At 65.6% G+C, this 19,325-nt stretch carries 19 protein-coding genes, 3 pseudogenes and 1 riboswitch; of the genes and pseudogenes, 12 read left to right on the top strand and 10 right to left on the bottom strand.

What is annotated here, in order from left to right:
* The first annotated feature begins 70 nt into the window (after positions 1–70).
* Complete coding sequence (locus tag G6N64_RS14205) at positions 71–1,525, top strand: serine hydrolase domain-containing protein (RefSeq protein ID WP_163801778.1); 1,455 nt, start codon at positions 71–73, stop codon at positions 1,523–1,525.
* Between the two features lie 6 nt (positions 1,526–1,531).
* Here the strand turns inward: G6N64_RS14205 and G6N64_RS14200 are convergent, their stop codons facing one another.
* Positions 1,532–2,410, bottom strand: coding sequence for a TIGR03619 family F420-dependent LLM class oxidoreductase (locus G6N64_RS14200; RefSeq protein WP_163797638.1), 879 nt, complete (start codon positions 2,408–2,410; stop codon positions 1,532–1,534).
* A gap of 37 nt (positions 2,411–2,447) precedes the next feature.
* Between G6N64_RS14200 and G6N64_RS14195 the strand changes: the two genes are divergently transcribed.
* Both G6N64_RS14195 and G6N64_RS29925 read left to right on the top strand, forming a co-directional pair.
* Positions 2,448–2,843: a MerR family transcriptional regulator gene (locus tag G6N64_RS14195; protein ID WP_246231156.1), complete on the top strand. Its 396-nt coding sequence runs from the start codon at positions 2,448–2,450 to the stop codon at positions 2,841–2,843.
* Between the two features lie 127 nt (positions 2,844–2,970).
* Positions 2,971–3,126, top strand: coding sequence for a hypothetical protein (locus G6N64_RS29925; RefSeq protein ID WP_174266809.1), 156 nt, complete (start codon positions 2,971–2,973; stop codon positions 3,124–3,126).
* Between the two features lie 28 nt (positions 3,127–3,154).
* On the opposite strand, the gene G6N64_RS14190 is transcribed toward G6N64_RS29925, so the two are convergent.
* Positions 3,155–3,865 carry a polyamine aminopropyltransferase gene (locus tag G6N64_RS14190; protein WP_163797637.1) on the bottom strand — a complete coding sequence of 237 codons (711 nt, stop codon included), beginning with the start codon at positions 3,863–3,865 and terminating at the stop codon, positions 3,155–3,157.
* 137 nt (positions 3,866–4,002) lie between these two features.
* On the opposite strand from G6N64_RS14190, the gene G6N64_RS14185 reads away from it, so the two are divergent.
* The 3 genes from G6N64_RS14185 to G6N64_RS14175 are packed head-to-tail and all read left to right on the top strand — an operon-like array spanning position 4,003 to position 6,131.
* The gene (locus tag G6N64_RS14185; protein WP_163797636.1) at positions 4,003–4,437 is read left to right on the top strand and encodes a MarR family winged helix-turn-helix transcriptional regulator; all 435 of its coding nucleotides are present in this window, start codon (positions 4,003–4,005) and stop codon (positions 4,435–4,437) included.
* A gap of 24 nt (positions 4,438–4,461) precedes the next feature.
* On the top strand, positions 4,462–5,208 hold the full coding sequence (locus G6N64_RS14180; RefSeq protein ID WP_163797635.1) for an NADPH-dependent F420 reductase: 747 nt from the start codon (positions 4,462–4,464) through the stop codon (positions 5,206–5,208).
* A gap of 41 nt (positions 5,209–5,249) precedes the next feature.
* Positions 5,250–6,131: an LLM class F420-dependent oxidoreductase gene (locus tag G6N64_RS14175; protein ID WP_163797634.1), complete on the top strand. Its 882-nt coding sequence runs from the start codon at positions 5,250–5,252 to the stop codon at positions 6,129–6,131.
* 2 nt (positions 6,132–6,133) lie between these two features.
* On the opposite strand, the gene G6N64_RS14170 is transcribed toward G6N64_RS14175, so the two are convergent.
* Complete coding sequence (locus tag G6N64_RS14170) at positions 6,134–7,213, bottom strand: tartrate dehydrogenase (RefSeq protein WP_163797633.1); 1,080 nt, start codon at positions 7,211–7,213, stop codon at positions 6,134–6,136.
* A gap of 130 nt (positions 7,214–7,343) precedes the next feature.
* Positions 7,344–7,459: riboswitch (cobalamin riboswitch) on the top strand.
* Positions 7,460–7,586: 127 nt separating this feature from the next.
* On the opposite strand from G6N64_RS14170, the gene G6N64_RS14165 reads away from it, so the two are divergent.
* Positions 7,587–7,970, top strand: coding sequence for a (2Fe-2S) ferredoxin domain-containing protein (locus G6N64_RS14165; protein ID WP_246231155.1), 384 nt, complete (start codon positions 7,587–7,589; stop codon positions 7,968–7,970).
* Between the two features lie 130 nt (positions 7,971–8,100).
* Entirely contained in the window at positions 8,101–8,367 is a 267-nt protein-coding gene (locus tag G6N64_RS14160) for a hypothetical protein (RefSeq protein ID WP_163797631.1), read from the top strand.
* Between the two features lie 306 nt (positions 8,368–8,673).
* Here the strand turns inward: G6N64_RS14160 and G6N64_RS30635 are convergent, their stop codons facing one another.
* The 6 genes and pseudogenes from G6N64_RS30635 to G6N64_RS14135 all read right to left on the bottom strand — a co-directional run bounded on the left by G6N64_RS30635 (position 8,674) and on the right by G6N64_RS14135 (position 14,137).
* Positions 8,674–8,817: a molybdopterin-binding protein gene (locus G6N64_RS30635; protein ID WP_308206573.1), complete on the bottom strand. Its 144-nt coding sequence runs from the start codon at positions 8,815–8,817 to the stop codon at positions 8,674–8,676.
* Between the two features lie 100 nt (positions 8,818–8,917).
* Positions 8,918–9,013, bottom strand: a pseudogene (locus G6N64_RS30630) (hypothetical protein); the annotation flags it as partial.
* A 10-nt stretch (positions 9,014–9,023) separates the two neighbouring features.
* Complete coding sequence (locus G6N64_RS14150; RefSeq protein WP_163797630.1) at positions 9,024–11,375, bottom strand: FdhF/YdeP family oxidoreductase; 2,352 nt, start codon at positions 11,373–11,375, stop codon at positions 9,024–9,026.
* Between the two features lie 452 nt (positions 11,376–11,827).
* The gene (locus tag G6N64_RS14145) at positions 11,828–12,067 is read right to left on the bottom strand and encodes a hypothetical protein (RefSeq protein ID WP_163797629.1); all 240 of its coding nucleotides are present in this window, start codon (positions 12,065–12,067) and stop codon (positions 11,828–11,830) included.
* Between the two features lie 541 nt (positions 12,068–12,608).
* Positions 12,609–13,468 (bottom strand): annotated as a pseudogene (locus G6N64_RS14140) (IS256 family transposase); the annotation flags it as partial.
* Between the two features lie 102 nt (positions 13,469–13,570).
* Positions 13,571–14,137: a TetR/AcrR family transcriptional regulator gene (locus tag G6N64_RS14135; RefSeq protein WP_163797628.1), complete on the bottom strand. Its 567-nt coding sequence runs from the start codon at positions 14,135–14,137 to the stop codon at positions 13,571–13,573.
* A gap of 196 nt (positions 14,138–14,333) precedes the next feature.
* On the opposite strand from G6N64_RS14135, the gene G6N64_RS14130 reads away from it, so the two are divergent.
* The 4 genes from G6N64_RS14130 to G6N64_RS14115 are packed head-to-tail and all read left to right on the top strand — an operon-like array spanning position 14,334 to position 18,426.
* Entirely contained in the window at positions 14,334–14,756 is a 423-nt protein-coding gene (locus G6N64_RS14130; RefSeq protein ID WP_174266956.1) for an MmpS family transport accessory protein, read from the top strand.
* Positions 14,753–17,578 (top strand): MMPL/RND family transporter, encoded by a 2,826-nt coding sequence (locus tag G6N64_RS14125; RefSeq protein ID WP_163797626.1) that lies wholly within the window; start codon positions 14,753–14,755, stop codon positions 17,576–17,578. Before G6N64_RS14130 ends, G6N64_RS14125 begins: the two co-directional genes overlap by 4 nt.
* A 38-nt stretch (positions 17,579–17,616) precedes the next feature.
* Positions 17,617–17,949 carry a DUF732 domain-containing protein gene (locus G6N64_RS14120; RefSeq protein WP_163797625.1) on the top strand — a complete coding sequence of 111 codons (333 nt, stop codon included), beginning with the start codon at positions 17,617–17,619 and terminating at the stop codon, positions 17,947–17,949.
* 24 nt (positions 17,950–17,973) lie between these two features.
* Complete coding sequence (locus tag G6N64_RS14115; RefSeq protein WP_163797624.1) at positions 17,974–18,426, top strand: DUF5078 domain-containing protein; 453 nt, start codon at positions 17,974–17,976, stop codon at positions 18,424–18,426.
* Positions 18,427–18,901: 475 nt separating this feature from the next.
* On the opposite strand, the pseudogene G6N64_RS14110 reads toward G6N64_RS14115, so the two are convergent.
* Positions 18,902–19,306: pseudogene (locus tag G6N64_RS14110) on the bottom strand (GTP cyclohydrolase II); the annotation flags it as partial.
* Positions 19,307–19,325: the final 19 nt, after the last annotated feature.

Here is a 19,325-nt window from a genome sequence, read left to right as displayed (position 1 = left end):
TACGGTCGGTTCGGTGAGGACGTCCCGCAGTCGCGTCGCCCGGCTCCGAGCCGTGGGCGTCGCCCTGTGCATGCTCGCCACTGCGATGGCGTGCGGGCGGCCCGCGCCGCTTCCCCTGGCCTCTGGGACGTCGACGACGACCTCGTCGACGAGCGCGGCGCCGGTGCCGACCGTCGCCGAGGTGACACCCACGGGCGACTTCTCCCCCGTGTCACGTCTCGTCGACGCGGCGATCGCGGCCGGCCGACTGCCCGGTGCGGTGGTGCAGGTCGGACACGCGGACAAGGTCGTCTTTCGGCAGGCGTTCGGATCGCGCAAGCTCGGCGGCGAGCCGGGTCTCGACGGCGCGCCCGCCCCCGCGGAGCCGATGACCGAGGACACCATCTTCGACATCGCCTCGCTGACGAAGAGCCTCGCCACCACGACGGCGATCATGCAGTTGGTCGAGCAGGGCAGGGTGCGTGTCGACGAACCGGTGCAGGCGTACTTCCCCGACTTCAACCCGACCGGTGATCCGCGGCGAGCCCGGGTGACGCTGCGCATGTTGCTCACTCACACCTCGGGCATCGCCGGAGATCTCAGCCTCGACGGTCCCTGGGGTTTGACGAAGGCGGACAAGGACGATGGCGTCCGCCGCGCGCTCGGCGCGTGGGTGGTGTTCGAACCCGGCGAGGGCTTCCACTACTCCGACATCAACTTCATCATCCTCGGCGCGCTGCTGGAGAAGATCACCGGCGAGCCGGAAGACGTCTACGTGCAGCGCGAGGTCTTCGAACCGCTGGGAATGGCGGACACCCACTACCTCCCCGCCACCAAGGCATGCGGCCCACACCGGCTACGGGGAACCGCGATCGCACTCGATCCGCGAGGGCCGGCAGCAGACGGTTGCCCGGACGGATCCTGGAGCACCGACCTCCTCGCGCGCATCGCACCGACCGCCATCGACGAGGACACTCCCGGCATCAACCCAGATTTCGGCAACCCGCTGCGGGGCACCGTGCACGACCCGACGGCACGCCGGATGGGCGGGGTAGCCGGAAGCGCCGGTGTGTTCACGACCGTGCACGACGTGGGCATCTTCGCGCAGGCGCTCCTCGATCGACTCGCCAACCGCCCGACCACCTTTCCGCTGACTCAGGCCGGCGCACAGACGATGACGACCCCGCAGCAACCGGGGCACGATGCCGATCAGGTGCAGGCGGCGAACGAAGCGACCGAAAGCGCCTCGAACGCCACCGATCCCCTGCTGGCCGCGGACTACCCGGCCATCCCGGGACAGGACCTGCGCGGTTTCGGCTGGGACATCGACACCCCGCACTCCAGACCGCGCGGCGCCATCTTCCCCGTGGGCAGCTTCGGCCACACGGGGTTCACGGGTGTCACGCTGTGGATGGATCCGGGATCGGACACCTACGTCGTCGTCCTCGCGAACGTCATCCATCAGCGCGGCGGTCCACCCATCGCATCCCTGAGCGGACACGTCGCCACGGAAGCCGCACGCGCGCTTCATCTGTACGGGAGCTAGGTCGGTTCACGCCGAGTGACGGGCACCCCAGCGATCCACGAGTTCGGTCATGGGCGCGGACGTCTGGGCGCTGGGCCCGAAGTGGATCGTCACCTCGTCGGCCCCCGCTTCCTCGTAGTCGTGCAGGAAGTCGACGAGATCCGCGACGCTCCTAGCGCTGTCCTCCCGGGAGAGCATGATGCCCGCCGAGATCCGTCGCGGCGCCGACAACCGATCCAAGTCCTCGCGCCGGGTACGGAACTCCTGCGGACTCAGTCCGAACGCTTGCCAGCGGTCGGCGACGCGCGCAGCCCTTCGGAACGCGGGTCCGGTCATACCACCGACCATGATGGGAAGCGGCGCCGTGGGACGCGGCTCGAAGACACCGGCGGCCGACCCGAAGAACTGGTTCTCCCGTGGCGTCTCACCTCGGTGCAGCGTTCGAACGAGGTCGATCGTCTCGTCGGTGCGGGCGCCCCGCTGAGAGAACGGAACACCGACCGCGTCGAACTCGCTCGCGTCCCACCCGACGCCGACACCGAACACAACCCGTCCGGGTGCCAGACGCTCCAGCGTGGCGAGCTGCTTGGCGAGCAGGACCGGCTCCCGCAGCGGCGCGATGATCACCGTCGTCCCCAGCGTGACCCGGCTCGTCACCGCGGCAATATGGGACAGCAGCATCAGCGCCTCGTACACGCCCCCGTAGACGTCGCCGTACGGCTCGGGCGGCAGAAGATGATCGGGCACCCACACCCCGGCGTATCCGAGTTCCTCCGCCAGGCGCGCTTGCCCGACGATCGACTCGGGGCCGATGGCGCTCTCGTCGTTGGACAACGCGACGCTCAGCTTCATGCCGTGCCACGGCCGTTCGCGGCGAATGGGCGCAAGGTGGGCGGGCTGGACCAATTCTTCTCCATGCCGCGAATGCTAAAGTCTGACATCTATGTCAAGGTCAACCCCAGCGGCCGCGGCCATCTCCATCGGCGAGCTGTCGCAGCGGTCGGGCGCCTCTCCGCGGATGCTGCGCTACTACGAGCAGCAGGGGTTGCTGGACCCCATCCGCGCCGACAACGGGTACCGCCGATACCGCCCGGACGCCCTGACCACGGTGGCCCAGATCCGCGGCCTCCTCGACGCAGGCCTCCCCACAGACACCATTCGCCGGATCCTGCCCTGCGCGCACGGCAGCGAGCCGACCATCGACCCGTGCCCCGAGATCCTGGAAGCGCTTGTCCACGAGAGGGATCGGCTCGACGAGCGCATCCGGCACCTGTCCGGCAGCCGGGACACGCTGGACCGCTACCTCACCTCGGCCCAATCGTCGCCGAAGCAGGACTGAGCCGGCACCGGGCCTCCCGGCAGACACACATCCCGCTCGACGGTTCGGCACGGCCAAGACGGGGCATCCGCACATCGACGCACACCCGGCGGGATGAGCCCGGCGGGTCGACGAGGAGGACACGACGATGAGCATGCCCAGTGACGCCGCAGACGCGGTCGAGTCGGCCGGCCCCAACGAGGGGCCCCGCGACCACGACGGCGTCGACACCGAGCACGCGGCCTACGTCGACGACGACAACGTGCCCCACCCCGGTGACGCCAACGAAGCCGGCGGTTCGTAGCGCACGCCGCCGGTGACGGCGGTTGCCGTCACCTCGCGACGTAGACCGTGTTCGTCGAGTGGCCGCCCGTCAACGGATTCGCGAATCGGACGACCGACGCCTCGGATCGATCGAAGACCCCGGCGAGGACCGCCTCGAAGTCGGCGTCGGGCGGATCGTCGGACCACAGCGCGAAGACACCGCCCGGCTTGAGGTGGCGGGCGAGCCGCCTCAGTCCGGACGCGGTGTAGAACCCGGCATGGCTCGGATCGAGGACGTGGCGCGGAGTGTGGTCGATGTCTAGGAGGACTGCGTCGAAACGACGCCCTGGCGTCTCCGGGTCGAAACCCTCGGTGCTGGTGGCCAATTCGAAGAAGTCGCCTTGGCGTAGTCGGACACGCGGGTCCGACGCCAGCTCGGCGGTGTCGGGCAGCAATGCGCGCCGGTGCCAGCCGATGACCTCCTCGAGGGCTTCGACGACCAGCAGTGAGCGCAGGCGAGTGTCCTCGAGCGCCGCCTGCGCCGTGTAGCCCAACCCCAGTCCCCCGACGACGACGTCGAGGTCGGCATCGACCGCCTGCGCCAGCCCGAGGCGCGCCAGTTCCACCTCGGCCGCGGTGAACAAGCTGGACATCAGGAACTCGTCACCGAGCTTGACCTCGTACACGTCGGCGTTCACGGTCGGGTCGAGCCGTCTGCGCAGGCTGATGACGCCCATCCGGGTTTCGGACCAGTCGAGCACCTCGAACCGAGCACTCACGACCGCATCACCGCCCCGTCCGCCATCACCGAACCGAGCGCGTCTCGGCGATCGAACCCTACCTCAGTGGCGGGATTTATCTAGCGTGCTAGTGTCTTGAGCGTAAGCCGATAGTTCACTAGGGAAGCGGGCGCACCATGTCGCAGACGTCTCGCGGTCATCTGGGTCAGCAGCTGTCGTTCGCGTTGTACGGCGCCGCCAACCGGATGGTTCGTCAGCACAAGCCGTTCCTCGAACCGCTCGGCCTGACGTTTCCGCAATACCTCGTCGTCCTCGCGCTACTGGACGGCGCACCGCTGCCGGTGGGCGCTCTGGGCGCCCGCCTCGACATGGACACGGGCACCATCACGCCGCTGGTCAAGCGACTCGAAGCCCTCGGAATGGTCACTCGGACCAGGGATGCCGCCGACGAACGGCGGGTGTTCGTCGACCTGACCGATCGTGGCCGCGCGCTCGAACCCGAGATTCGGGGCATCACCGACCAGATCAAGTCGGCGTGCCAACTCGACGACGAGGGCATCGACGACCTCCGTCGCACGCTCGAGGCGCTCGCTCACCCGCCGGCCGACTAGGCCACACACACGAAGGGAAGAACCATGAAGATCGGAATCATCGGCGTCGGCCACATCGGCACGACGCTGAGCCAGAAGCTCGCCGCCGCCGGACACGACGTCAAGGTGGCCAACTCGCGCGGCCCGGAGACCATCGGTGCCGAGGTCCTGGAGACGGGGGCGCGCGCAGTGCCGGCAACCGAGGCGGTCACGGACGTCGACGTCGTCATCCTCTCCGTTCCGCTCAACCGCGTCCCCGACATCGCACCGATCGTGGGTGAGGCGTCGCCGACCACCGTCGTCATCGACACGTCGAACTACTACCCGACCCGGGACTCTCAGATCCGGGCGATCGAGGACGGACAAGTCGAAAGCCTCTGGGTAGCCGAGCGACTCGGTCGACCGGTGGTGAAGGCGTGGAACGCCATCGGATCGGGATCCCTGGCCAACAAGGGCATGCCTGCCGGACGTCCGGGTCGGATCGCCATCCCGGTCGCGGCCGACGACCCCCGGTCTCGCGCCGTCGGGATCGCGCTGGTCGAGGACACGGGCTTCGACGGTGTCGACGCCGGGACGCTCGACCAGTCGTGGCGCCAGCAGCCGGGAGCGCCGGCCTACTGCACCGACCTGACCAGCGCCGAGGTGCCCGCCGCTCTTGCGGCCGCCGACGCCGCGAGATCGCCCAAGCGCCGCGACATAGCCATGGCCGCCATCGCGGAGCGCTTCGGCGCCGACGGAACCAATCCCGACGAGGACTACGGCGTCCGACTGAGTCGCGTCCTCTACACGTGAGGGAACGTCGACCTCGAACACTCTCGAACAGAACGGAACTCATGCAATCTCACGTCTCTAGCCAGGCAGTACCACCCGACGAGCCCGCCGTACCCGACCTCGGGACGTTCGGCGTCTGGACGACCGCTCCCGTCACCCCGGAGGTCGCCGCGGAAGTCGAACGATTGGGCTACGGCGCGGTGTGGGTCAGCAGTGTGGCCCCCGACGACCTGTCCTGGGTGGACCTGATCTTCGACCGCACCACCACGTTGAAGGCCGCCACCGGAATCATCAACATCTGGAACACACCCGCTGAACGCGCGGCAGAGGCGTATCACCGCCTCGACCGCGACTACCCCGGACGGTTCGTGCTCGGCATCGGCGCTGGCCACCGCGAGGCCATCACCCAGTGGGAGAAGCCCTTCGACGCACTGAACGCCTATCTCGACGACTTGGACCGACACGGTGTGCCCGCGGAGCGCCGCATCCTCGCCGCACTCGGCGACGGGGTACTCAAGCTGTCCGCACGGCGAGGCGCAGGCGCGCACCCGTATCTCACCACCCCCGAGCACACCGCCCGGGCGCGAGAGCTGATGGGAGTCAACGCCTTCCTGGCACCGGAGCAGAAGATCGTGCTGTCCGACGACGCCGCCGAGTCCCGCGCAGCGGGCCGTGCGGCACTCGACCTGTATCTCGGCCTGGCCAACTATCGGAACAGCTGGAAGCGGATCGGGTTCGAGGACGACGACATCGTCAAGCCCGGCAGCGACGCACTCGTCGATGCCGTCATCGCCTACGGCACCGTCGACGAGATCGCGAACCGCCTTCGCCGACACCGCGAGGCCGGCGCCGACCACGTCGCCATCCAGGTCATCGGCACCGCGGATCCGCTACCGGCGTTGACGACTTTGGCTCCGGCGCTGGGGCTGTCGCCGCGGAGCTGACCTCAGGGCGCCGCCACGGCGTCGGCGACCGCCGCACCGAGGGTCTCGGTGGTGGCGGTGCCGCCCATGTCCGGGGTCAGCGTGTCGCCGCCTCGGGCCAGGACGGCTTCGACGGCGGTGAAAACCGCCGCGGCGGCGTCGGGTTCCCCGAGGTGCTCCAACATCATCGAGGCACACCAGATCTGGCCGATCGGGTTCGCGAGCCCCTTGCCCGCGATGTCCGGAGCGGATCCGTGCACGGGTTCGAACAAGCTCGGGAAGGTGCGCTCCGGGTTGATGTTCGCGCTGGGGGCGATGCCGATGGTGCCGGTGCACGCGGGTCCGAGGTCGGAGAGGATGTCGCCGAACAGGTTCGAGGCGACGACGACGTCGAACCAGTCGGGGTGCATGACGAAGTTCGCCGCGAGGATGTCGATGTGGTACTTGTCCACGGCGATGTCGGGGTAGTCGGCCGCCATCGCCCGAACGCGCTCGTCCCAGTACGGCATGGAGATGGAGATGCCGTTGCTCTTGGTGGCCGAGGTCAGGTGCTTCTTGGGCCGGGTCGCCGCCAAGTCGAAGGCGAACTTGAGGATCCGATCGACGCCGGTGCGGGTCATGAGGGTCTCCTGCATGACGATCTCGCGGTCGGTGCCCTCGAACATCTTCCCGCCGACACTGGAGTACTCACCCTCGGTGTTCTCCCGAACGACGTAGAAGTCGACGTCACCCGGCTCGCGTCCGGCCAGCGGGCTGCGAACACCGGGCATCAACCGGACGGGCCGGAGATTCACGTACTGGTCGAAGGCGCGACGAAACTGCAGCAGACTCCCCCACAGCGATACGTGGTCGGGAACCACGTCGGGCCACCCGACGGCACCGAAGTAGATGGCGTCGAAGCCACGCAGCTCGTCGAACCAGTTGTCCGGCAGCATCTTCCCGTGCTGGACGTAGTAGTCAGCGCTGGAGTGGTCGAAGTGCTCGAACTCGAAAGTCAGATCGAAGGCGCGGGCGGCCGCGTCCAGCACGCGCAGCCCTTGAGGCACGACTTCGGTGCCGATGCCGTCGCCGGGAATGACGGCGATGCGGTGGGTTCGTGACATGTCGGGAGGTCCTCTCGGTGTGCGGTACGGCTCAGGTGGAGGGGTGGCGGGTTCACCCAGTACGTCCACCATCTCACTCCACCGGTGTCGGCCCCCAGTCGCCGTGATTGACCTGGGCTTTCGGCCGTCCTAGTGTCGAGGTACGTGCGGTGACGGGAATCCGGTGAGAATCCGGAACGGTCGCGCCACTGTGAGCACTCCGCTTGGGGTGTGAGTCAGACACTGGGCCGCGCGTGTCCGATGTTCACGTTTGGGGACGCCGAATCTCCGGAGGGAAGTCACGCCATGGCCATGTGTGAGGTGCAGTCCGAACCGCCCGTTCGAGTTCGTAATGGGCGGAACCCGACGTCGTCGTGAACGACGGGATCACGACGTGGCACTGAACCGATCCAAGCCGACGGTCACCGTGTGCCGCGGATGGTGCTGCGGCACGGTGAAGAAGCACCCGACGATCGACCACGAGGCCAGACTGGCTCGCCTGCGTGACCTGGTCGAGGGAATCGGCAATCTGCGCACGAGCGACTGCCTCGGACCGTGCGAGCGCTCGAACGTCGTCGTGGTCTCTCCGTCGGCGCCCGGCCATCGTGCCGGCGGCCGACCGGCGTGGCTCGGGTACGTCCTCGACACGCACACGGAGACCGACATCTCCGATTGGCTCCGCGACGGGGGCCCCGGCCTCGCTCGGCCACCGGAAGCGCTCGCGCGGTACCGCTTTCGACCGGAGCGCGCCAAGAAGACGAGATCCCGGTCGAACTGAGCCGTCCGGTGGAGGCGGTGCGGACGGTTCGGCGGCGCGAGAACGGCCATTCCTGGGATCGGTAGCGCGTGCCTCCCGATCTAGTTGCGGCAACGACGCCGGACCGCGGCGCGACGCCAGAGGGGACGTCATGACCACCCACCAGCGCAAGCGAATGATCGCCGGAGCAGTATTGTCCGCCGCCGTCGCCATGACGGGACTCGGACTGTCGACGGGCCTGTCCACGGGCGTGGCCCAGGCCGAGGTCCCTCCGAGCGGCCCGTTCCAATGGTGCCCGGGAGATCCGCCGGTAGAAACTGGAAACAAGCGGGTCAACCCGGTGCGCTGGGACGAGGGAATCTGCCACGAGTACTGGATGGTCTATCGCGGGCAGGGGAACGTCGCGCAGAACATCTGAGACGGCCCGAATCCTCCTGGACCTCCGCCGGGTCAGGGGTTCCAGCCGCCGCCGCCCATTCCGCCGGGATGGTGCTACGGCTTCACCCTTCCCTCCCCGTGCCCGCCGGGAGTCGAGGGGCCGGTACCGCACTGACGGCAGGGCGAACGGCTCGGGGACGGACACCCGTGCCGACGAGTTCGATCGTGCGCTCGGCGCCGGTCCAAGGCCACGTTCGGACTCCCTTCGGACGCGTCGACCGACGCCGCGAACCACGAACCCGGACAGAAACCCCGGGTTCCCTGGGACAACCAGGAACTCAACGGGTCAGATCGGCTCGCGATAGCCGTAGAACTCGTGATCCTCGTTGTAGCCACCTTGCCCTGCACCCAAGTGCGAGAAGGAGTCGACGAATTCGATCGCCTCGATCCACTTCACCTGCTTGAACCCGAGTTCGCGTTCGTTGCGCAACCGCAGCGGCGCTCCATGCAGTTCGTTGAGAGGCTCGCCCGTTCATCTCGTAGGCCAGAAGCGTCAGGGGGTGCTGCATGCGACCGATGTCGTGCGCGTCGTAGTACGGACCGCCCTCGGCGCCCTCGGCGAAGGAGTAGAAGATGACCCATTTCGCCTGCGACAGTGGTCGAACCAACTCAACGATCTGCCGCATGGGCACACCGTCACCGTCGCGCGGCCTCCGCCGGGACGACCGACACGATCTGGTGTTTCATCAACGGCTGATCACTCTGGCTACTTATATCGCCGATCCCGCACAACACGTTCAACTCGGGCATGTAGCCGCTCACGTTGCCGACCGGAATGTCGTACTCGACGACCCGATAGCCCCAGACCGTGCGGGTGCTGCCGTCCCGGGCGAAGCTGGTGATGTCGATGAGGTCGAATGGCTCGAGCCCCCGCTCCGCCATGTCGTCCACGTTCATGAACAGCAGGGTGCGGAGGTTCTTCACCCCGCGGTAGCGGTCGTCGTCGGAATATATGGTCGTGTTCCACTGATCGTGCGATCGCACCGTCGACAGCATCAGCTTCCCCGCCGGCGGCACCACGTCGGGCAGCGGCGACGCCCAGAACTCCGCCCGCCCCGATTCGGTGAGAAAGACCCGCTCCCTGGCGGGTTGACGGATGCGGAACCCCAACGGCATCCGAACCCGTCTGTTGAAGTCCTCGAACCCGTCCAGGACCGCCGACATTGTGTCGCGGATCCTGTCGTAGTCCTCGATGTAGGACTCCCACGGTGTTGCCGACTCCGGCAGCGTCGCGCGACCCATGCCCGCGAGGATGGCGCACTCCGACAACAGTTGCGGCGACGCGGGTTTACGCATCCCGTAGGACAGATGAACCATGCTCATCGAGTCCTCGACACTCACACCCTGCTCTCCCCCGCCACGGACGTCCTTCTCGGTCCGGCCCAGACACGGCAGTATCAACGCTGCCCGACCGTGCACGAGATGGCTCCGGTTGAGCTTCGTGCTCACCTGCACCGTCAGGTCCGTGTTGCGCAACGCCTCGAAGGTGGCCTCGGTGTCCGGCGCCGCCATGGCGAAGTTGCCGCCCAGGCTGACGAACACCTTCACCTCACCGGCGCGCATGGCCGCGATGGTCGCCACCGTGTCGAGGCCGTGCTCACGCGGAGAATCGATGCCGCACACCTCGTCGAGTCGATCGAGGAAGGCCGGCGTGGGATGGTTGTCGATACCGCAGGTGCGGTTTCCCTGAACGTTGCTGTGACCCCGGATCGGTGACGGCCCAGCGCCCTCGCGGCCGATGTTGCCGCGCAGCAGAAGCAGATTGACGATCTCACGCACGGTGTCGACACCGTGCTCCTGCTGAGTCAAACCCAGACACCAGCTGATCACCGTCCGGCTCGCCGCCAGATACCGGTCGGCCAAATCACGTATCTCGTGCTCGGGCACCGCGGACTGCTCGACGAGCTGATCCCACGGTGTCGCCGCCACGTGCTCGCGGTATGAATCGAAGTCTGCCGTGTGGTTCCTGATGAACTGGTGATCGATCGCATCGGGGTCGGTCGCCGCGCGCTCCAGCACCGCCTTGGCGACCCCACGTAGCAACGCCAGATCCCCGCCGATACGGGGTTGCACGTTCATCGTTCCGGTCTTGGTCGCGTGAAACGTTGCCATGGTGCCGATTTCGTGCGGAACGATGGTGCGTCGCGACGCTGCCTCGATCAGCGGGTTGACGTGCACGATCTGCGCGCCGCGCCGGTTGGCCTCCGCCAGCGCCGTCAGCATCCGCGGCGCGTTCGAGGCGGCGTTGACCGCCATCACGATGAGCAGGTCGGCCCGCTCCCAATCGTCGATGTCGCAGGTGCCCTTGCCGGTGCCGATCGCCGCCTGCAACGCTCGGCCAGACGCCTCGTGACACATGTTCGAGCAGTCGGGCAGGTTGTTCGTGCCGAACTCACGCACCCACAGCTGATACAGGAACGTCGCCTCGTTGGACAGTCGTCCCGACGTATAGAACGACGCCCGGTGCGGGCTGTCCAGCCCGCGCAGCGTCGACCCGACGAGAGCGAACGCGTCACTCCACGTGATGGGTACGTAGGTGTCGGTGGCGGGGTCGTAACTCATCGGCTCGGTCAGTCGGCCCTGATCCTCCAGTGCGAAGTCGCTCCACCCGGAGAGTTCGGTGACGGTGTGGGAGGCGAAGAACGCACGATCCACTCGTTTGCGCGTCATCTCCCAGGTGACGTGTTTGATGCCGTTCTCGCAGATGTCGAGGTGGAGGCCGTTGCGGTCATCGGGCCAGGCACAGCCCGGACAATCGAAACCACCGTTCTCGTGGTTCATCTTGAGGACGGCGTGCGGGCCCTTGATGGGGGCCCGCCCCGCCGCGAGCACGCGACCGACACTGCGCGCTGCACCCCATCCTGCGGAGGGGGCGTGATCATCGCTCTGTGAGAACGGACCACCGCGATTGGGTCCCCGTCCCACCGCGGGACTTCCCGGCGCTCCGCGCCCCACATCGTCACCGGGCGAAAGCGGTTGTCGTGACATCGTTCGTCTCCAGACTTCGTTGAGATGTGAGTGCTTGACGTTCTCGCGGGCGCGGCGAGTCAGCTCGCAGATTGGTCCCGCATCAGAAGCCGACGGAGGACTGCCGCCTCACTGAGATCCGGATCCTTGGTGGCAGTGAGCAAGGTCAGTGGGCGTCGGGTGGTGAGTTCGCTCAGGTGCGCCAGCGCGGCAGCGGGCATGGGAGTGCGGGCCTTGCTCACACCACGGGGCCACGACCGTCCACCAACACGCGCGTGCCGTCGTCGGGCATGGGAGCGTCGTTGATCCGGCGGCACCTCTACTCGACCCTCAATGGTCACGACTCCTCGCTGACTCACGTCCGATCCGCCTCGCAACTCCACCCCGCGTCACGAGCTGCCTGCCATCATCGCGGCGCGGCATCGAGGGATCCGCCATCGGACAGTGCATTCGGCCAGTCATCCGTTCCTGGGTCAGCTCAACGGTCCCGTCAGCATCACACGATCGAGCTGGCTGCGCGAGGTGACACCGAGTTCGTGAACACCTTGCTCAGGTGGTGTCGCACGGTACGGGCGCTGATGAACCGGCGCGCACCGACCTCGAATTTCGACGATCGACGCCCAGTCGGTGCCGCACCGATCGGCGCCCACACATTGAAGATCGAGATCACGACGTCTGGTTCCCACGACCCTGGCGATCACGATGATGATCACGTCCGTGACCGGCAGACATGAGAAACGGCCCCCGGAGATTCTCCGAGGGCCGTTCCACCTAGTAGCGGGGACAGGATTCGAACCTGCGACCTCTGGGTTATGAGCCAGCCGGTGAGGATTCGGGGGTTCCAACGACGTCGCGAACGTGCAGGTCGCGAGCGATCTAATGTCTCGCATGTCACGCCTTATCGAAGCAGTCGCCCCTGTCGCGCACGGTTTCGTTCACAATTCCGTTCACATCCACCTCGCTGCCCCAGACGCTGCGACCGCTTGACCCCCAGGGAGGCCGTTGGGGTGAACGGGTGTCTTACTACTTCTCATTCATGCACGTCGAGCAGCTTTTGGTGTCTCGCCTATCCACGTCCGTCCCGCCTGTTCAGAAGCATCTTGGGACACTGGGTGGAGAGCAACCCCGCATCGAACTGGCTCAGCCCATCGGCATTATTCGACCATCAAAGGGTTCCAGTGGCTCACGTCCAAAAAGCGATCGCTGCCCCGAGGTGTTTCCGGCGGTTTTCATCAGTAGGTTTCGGCTGCCGGGAATCGGTTTTACGTCCCGCTTGATCTCGTCCCGGTACTTGGGGATGTGAGCCGAAATGTGTTGCGCAGCAGGTGAATGATGCAGGCCTGCACGATCGCTTGGAGCCAGACGTTGCCGACCACCTCGGGCAGTCCCTTGAGTCCGTCTCAGACGACGAAGAACGTGTCCTTCACGCCGCGGTTGCGCAGATCGGTGAGCACGCTCATCCAGAACTTGGTGCCCTCTCCACCGGCGCCGGCCCACAGGCCGAGGATGTCGCGTTCCCCGCCCAGCGTCACTTCGATGGCGGCGTAGAAGGGGCGGTTGGCGACCTGGCCGTCGCGGACCATCACCGGAGATCGCATCGATGAAGATCGCGGCGTAGGTTTGATCGAGTGGCCGTACCGTCCACTCGTTCCTCTCCTCGATCACCTTGTCGGCGATCCGGCTGATCGTCTCCTTGGACACGAAGCACCGTAGATCTCGGCGAAGTGTGCTTAAATCTCGACTTTCATAAAACCTTTGGCGTACAACGACAGCACGACCTCATCAACCCCGGAGAGCCTACGCTGGCTTTTCCTGACGATCTGCGGCTCGAACGTCGTGCCCCGATCCCGTGGCCGTCGATCTCCACCGGGACGGTGGTGTCGGTCAACACGGTCTTGGATCGGGTGCCGTTGCGGACGTTGCCGGTGCCCGCTTTCTGGCGGATCGTGTTTCTCATAGCCGAGGTGTTCGTGCGGCTTCTTGAGCAGCCCATCGGGCCCCGTCATGGACAGGCCCCGTTCCTGGGCCAGCCGGACCAGCTCGACGGCAGCCTTCTGCTCCGCGGACCGTTCCACCTGCTTCTTCTCGGCCACATCATCCAGTGTCGTCATCACGGCACCTTTCTCGCCGAGCATCGCTCAGCGTGTCAGGCCGATAACACCGTTATTTCCACAGTCCCTCTCCATCACCAATTCTGATCGCCGGCATGGTGGCTCCTACGCCGACGCCCCTCGGAGGAATGTTCGCAGGATCGTTGTCACGGCGGTGTGAGCGGGGAGCTCCCCGGTGCTCACGTCTTCGCACCCTTGCAATACGAGTGCAAGGAGCGCGTGCTGAATCCACACTGCACTCAGGTCGGACGTCAGGTTGCCCTCGACCTGACCTCGCCGGATGAGGTCCATGACGAAGTCGTCGTCGGGTTGCTCATCTGGAGGAACGTTTTGCAACACCGCCGGGTCCTTGAAGAGAAATACGATCCGGTCACTTTCGGAGAAGTAGGCCGCGAGCAGGCGATGCAATGCGTCGACCGCGGTGCCGTGGGTGGTGTCGGCCCGCACGCCAAGCTGACGAACCACTGCAATGGAATCGACGGCTACTTCTCGGATGAGGTGATCGCGGTCGGGGAAGTACCGGTGCACGGTCGTCCGGCCCACACCGGCGGCCTCGGCGATCACCGGCAACGACGCGGTCCGATTGGCAGCGAGCACTGAGACTGTCGCTTCGATGATTGCCGAGCGCGTGCGCGCCTGAGCGTGGGACAGGGCTTGCGGCGCGGACTTCATCACATACAGCCTAGATGTACGCCGCACTTCCCCAAAGGAACGTTGACGTTCCATTTTGGAACTGTTACGTTCTCTCGACTCGCGCGGAACCCCATCGCACCGTGGCGGTCGGGATGCGCCGGGTAGGCGAGTCACCCCAAGGGGCCTTCAACATCGGGGCAAACGAGAGTAGTTGCAGGTGAGTCGCGCAATCCGCATGCTTGGTCGTTCCTGGATGTCGGTAGTACTGGCGGTCGTCGTGGCGTTGTCGGCAGTCGCCGTCTACCGGTTGCACGGCATCTTCGGCTCAGACACCGAGATCACGCGAACCGGTTCTGCCGCGCTGGAGAACACCGATTACAACCCCAAGACAGTTCTGTTCGAGGTGTTCGGCTCGCCCGGGTCCGTCGCGACCATCAACTACTTGGACGTCCATGCCCAGCCCCAGCGCGTAGCCGACGCTCCGCTGCCCTGGTCGCAGACGCTGACCACTGACGACCCGACGCTCTACGCCGACCTGCGGGCCCAAGGCGACGGCGACACCATCAGGTGCCGCATCACCGTCAACGGGACCGTCAAAGACGAAAGGTCTTCCGACAACGTGAACGGATACATCGCATGCTTGGACAAGACGGCATGAGTCGGCACCAGGTCGACACCAACGTCAAGGCCCCACTGCCGGCCCGGCTCATCCGCACCTTGTCGGTGCCGATCATGCTCCTGTGGATTGCCATCGCAGCGTTGTCCAACACCCTCGTGCCCCAACTCGAGGTCGTCGGCGCCGAGCGCTCGATCGGTCTGAACGCCGCGGACGCGCCCAGCATTCTCGCCATGCGGCATATCGGCCAGGTTTTCGGTGAATTCGACTCCGACAGCGCAGCAATGGTCGTGATCGAGGGCGACCAGCCCCTGGGCCAGCAGGCGCACGAGTTCTACGACAGCCTGGTGGCGAAGCTCAAGAAAGACCCCGAACACATCGAGCACGTCCAGGATTTTTGGGGCGACCCACTCACCGCGGGCGGCTCGCAAAGCAAGGACGGCAAGGCCGCCCTGACCCAGATCTATCTACGCGGGAACCAGGGCGAAGCCCAGTCAAACGAATCCGTAGACGCCGTGCGCAAGATCGTCGCCGACACGCCTCCCCCTCCCGGCATCAAGGCCTACGTGACCGGCGCGGCACCGCTTCAGACCGACAACTTCGAGGTGGGCAGCGCGGGTACCAACGAGGTCACCGCGATCACCTTCTTGGTCATCGCGATCATGCTGCTGTTCGTCTACCGCTCCCTGATCACCATGCTCATCGTCTTGGTCACGGTCGCCATCGAACTCGCCGCCGCCCGTGGCGTCGTCGCAATGCTCGCCCACTCCGGGCTCATCGGCCTGTCCACCTATGCGACCAACATTCTGACGTTGCTTGCCATCGCCGCGGGGACCGACTACGCCATCTTCGTCGTCGGCCGGTACCAGGAGGCTCGCAGCAACGGGCTGGAAAGGATCCCGGCCTACTACGACATGTGGCGCGGCACCGTCCACGTCATGGTCGGTTCAGGGCTGACCATCGCCGGCGCGGTCGCGTGCATGGCGTTCACCCGGCTGCCCTACTTCCAGACCCTAGGCATCCCCGCCGCCATCGGTGTCGTCGTCACTTTAGCGGCCGCGCTGACGCTGAGCCCAGCAGTGTTGTTGACCGCCAGCCGCTTTGGGCTGATGGAACCCAAGGGCAAGCTGCGCGCCAGGGGCTGGCGCCGGATCGGCACCGCCATCGTGCGCTGGCCCGGACCGATCCTGGTGCTGACGTGTGGGATCGCATTAATCGGTGCGCTCGCCCTGCCCGGCTACCAGACCAGCTTCGACAACCGGCCGTACATGCCGGGGGACGCACCCGGTGTCGTCGGGATGCAGGCCGCCGAAAGGCATTTCAGCCAGGCTCGAATCAACCCCGAACTGCTGATGATCGAAACCGATCACGACATGCGCAATCCGGCAGACATGCTGATTCTGGAGCGCGCCGCCAAAGCGGTGCTGCACACACCAGGTGTTGCTCTGGTGCAGTCGATTACGCGACCACTCGGCACACCGATCACGCACACTTCCATTCCGTTCCAAATCAGTGCGACAAGCGCGAGCCAAATCATGAATCTCGGCTACCAGAAGGACCGCGCCGACGACATGCTCACACAGGCCCAGGAGATCGACAACACGATCAACGTGCTCAACCAGCAACTAGCGCTGCAGCAGCAGAGCGCCCAGGCCACCCACGAGCAGACCGAGGCCTTCCACGACACCGTCGCCACGGTGAACAGTCTGCGCGACAAGCTGGCCGACTTCGACGACGCCTTCCGCCCGCTGCGCAACTACTTCTACTGGGAGCCGCACTGTTTCGACATCCCAATGTGCCAGGCTTTTCGGTCGGTGTTCGACTCAGTGGACGGAATCTCCGAGCTGTCCGACAAGTTCACCAACATCACCGCAAGCCTTGACAAGCTCGACGCATTGCAACCGCAACTGGTTGCCCTGTTGCCACCACAGATCGCCATTCAGGAACGCAACCGCGATCTCACCCTGACGAACCATGCGACCACCGGCGGCATCAATGCCCAGAGCGAAGAGGCGCTCAAGAACGCCACCGCCATGGGTCAGGCATTTGACGAGGCCAAGAACGACGACTCGTTCTACCTCCCCCCGGAAGCCTTCGACAACGCCGACTTCAAGCGCGGACTCAAGTTGTTCCTTTCCCCCGATGGCAAGGCCGCCAGGTTCATCGTGACCCACCAGGGCAATCCGGCAGACCCCCAGGCGATCCCGCATATCGACGCCATGAAGGACGCGGTCTTCGATGCACTCAAGGCCACCCCGATGTCCGACGCCAAGATCTACGTCGCCGGACTCGGCTCCACCAACAAGGACCTCCAGGAGGGGATGAAGTACGACCTGCTGATCTCCGCGCTGGCCGCAATAGCTCTGATCCTGCTGATCATGATGTTTGCGACCCGCAGCATCGTCGCCGCCCTCGTCATCGTCGGCACCGTCGCACTGTCCCTGGGGGCGTCGGTCGGACTGGCTGTCCTGGTGTGGCAATACGTCTTCGGGATCCGCCTGTTCTGGGTCGTGATACCGCTGGCCGTCGTCCTACTGCTGGCCGTGGGTGCGGACTACAACCTGCTACTGGTCTCACGGTTCAAGGAGGAGATCCACGCAGGCCTCAACACCGGCATCATCCGGTCGATGGCGGGTACCGGCCGCATTGTCACCGCCGCCGGACTGGTGTTCGCGGCCACGATGGGGGCGTTCATCTTCAGCGACCTGGTGATCCTCGGGCAAATCGGCACGACCATCGCTCTTGGTCTGTTGTTCGACACACTGATCGTGCGGTCGTTCATCACGCCGTCGATCGCCGCACTGCTGGGCAAGTGGTTCTGGTGGCCGGTACCGGTGCGTCAACGTCCGGTGCCCTCTCCCTAGCCGGCCCCAAACCACGAGAAGCCTGAGGAGTCGCTGTCATGAAGTACACCGTCGCCGCCCTGATCATCGGTGCCGCAGTCGGTTTGGCCGCGCCCGCGGCTGCCGACCCCGACACCGACTTCTCCCAGGAATTGCACACCTACGGCATCTACGGGCAAAAGGACTACAACGCCTGGATTGGCAAACTGGTCTGCAAACGGCTGAACGACAACGTCGACCACGACGCGTTCGACTCGGCCAAGTTCCTCGGCAACACCCTCGACAGCAACAACGCCACCGAACAGAACTGGCAATTCCTCAGCGCCGCCCTGAACCACTACTGCCCAGACAACAGCCCGATCCTCGCCCACGCCGCCATGGCGGGGTCCTGAGCCGAACAGGATGACGACAAAGTCATGACCCACAAGGCAATCCGATTCGGTGTCGCCGCGGCGACCTTGACCAGCGCCCTGTCCACGTCCGGGATCGCCTCAGCCGATGCCAGCGACGACTTTCCCATCCCACACCGGATGATCATCACCACGTGCGACACCGAGCAGTACATGGCGGCCGCGCGCGACACCAGCCCGGTGTACTTCGAGTGGTATGTGATCGACCGGAGCAACCGCCCCGCCGACGTCCAGCAGCAGGACTTCGACCGCATCCACTGGTTCTTCTCCCTCGATCCCGTCGCCCGCCGCCAGTACACCGAGGACACCGCCACCAACGTCTACTACGAGAACGTGGCGACGCACTGGGGCAACTGGGCCAAGCTGTTCTTCAACAACAAGGGCGTCGTCGCCAAGGCCACCGACGTCTGCATGAACTACCCCAAGGGCGACATGTCCATCTGGAACTGGCACGTGTGATGGCAGCAACCAGTTCGGCGCGGTCACTTCACCGTGTCGAAACCTGGTCCAGGCCAGGCGCCAGCGCAAGCCGATGCGTGGCCGGCCCCTGGTCAGAACTCATTCGATGCACTTGATCACTCGGCACGAGAATCGCTCTTAGGACCACGACAGAGCAAGATCAACAGCATTTTTCCGAAGACACGGCACTTCTCCGACTTAACTGCCGCTGGCCCAAGACCCCCTCCCGCCCTCCGCATTGCAACGGCAAGCGTCTCTAAAACGCTGTTCACGACATCCTGCTTTCATCTGCGAGGATCACGACGTGTTCCCTGCGCGACGGCGAGTTCCATCGCGGGCCGTTCGGCATCATCGCGGCCCGTAGCGACCGCCGGACGGACATGAACGGCGGGAGGGCTTAGCCCACCGACGAGCCTGGTAGCGGGTCGCGGGTGAGCCGGTGGTGTCCCATGCGATTCTGCTTCGTGCGCAACTAGTGAATGTTCTCTGCAGTCGGCCGCATTAACAAAGGGACGTATTCGTCGATGACGAGTCCGTGAGCTTCGATCGCTTGACGCTTGGCGGGATTGTTGGTCAGTAGTCTCATCGCGCCCACCCCGATGTCCGACAATATTTGCACGCCAACGCGATAGTCGCGCGCGTCAGCGGGATGGCCGAGCTGAAGATTGGCGTCCACCGTATCCAGACCGCCGTCCTGTAGGCGATAGGCCCGTATCTTCTCCACCAGGCCGATGCCCCGTCCCTCGTGGCCGCGCAGGTAGACCACCACCCCTCGTCCTTCGGCGGCGATCATCTCTAGCGCCAGATCCAGCTGGGCACCGCAGTCGCAGCGCTTGGAGGCAAAGACGTCGCCGGTCAAGCATTCGGAGTGGACTCTCACATTTTTGGCACCGAACCGC

It is taken from the genome of Mycolicibacterium sediminis (genome assembly GCF_010731735.1).
Lineage (GTDB): Bacteria > Actinomycetota > Actinomycetes > Mycobacteriales > Mycobacteriaceae > Mycobacterium > Mycobacterium sediminis.
This window is presented reverse-complemented; position numbering and strand designations above follow the sequence as displayed.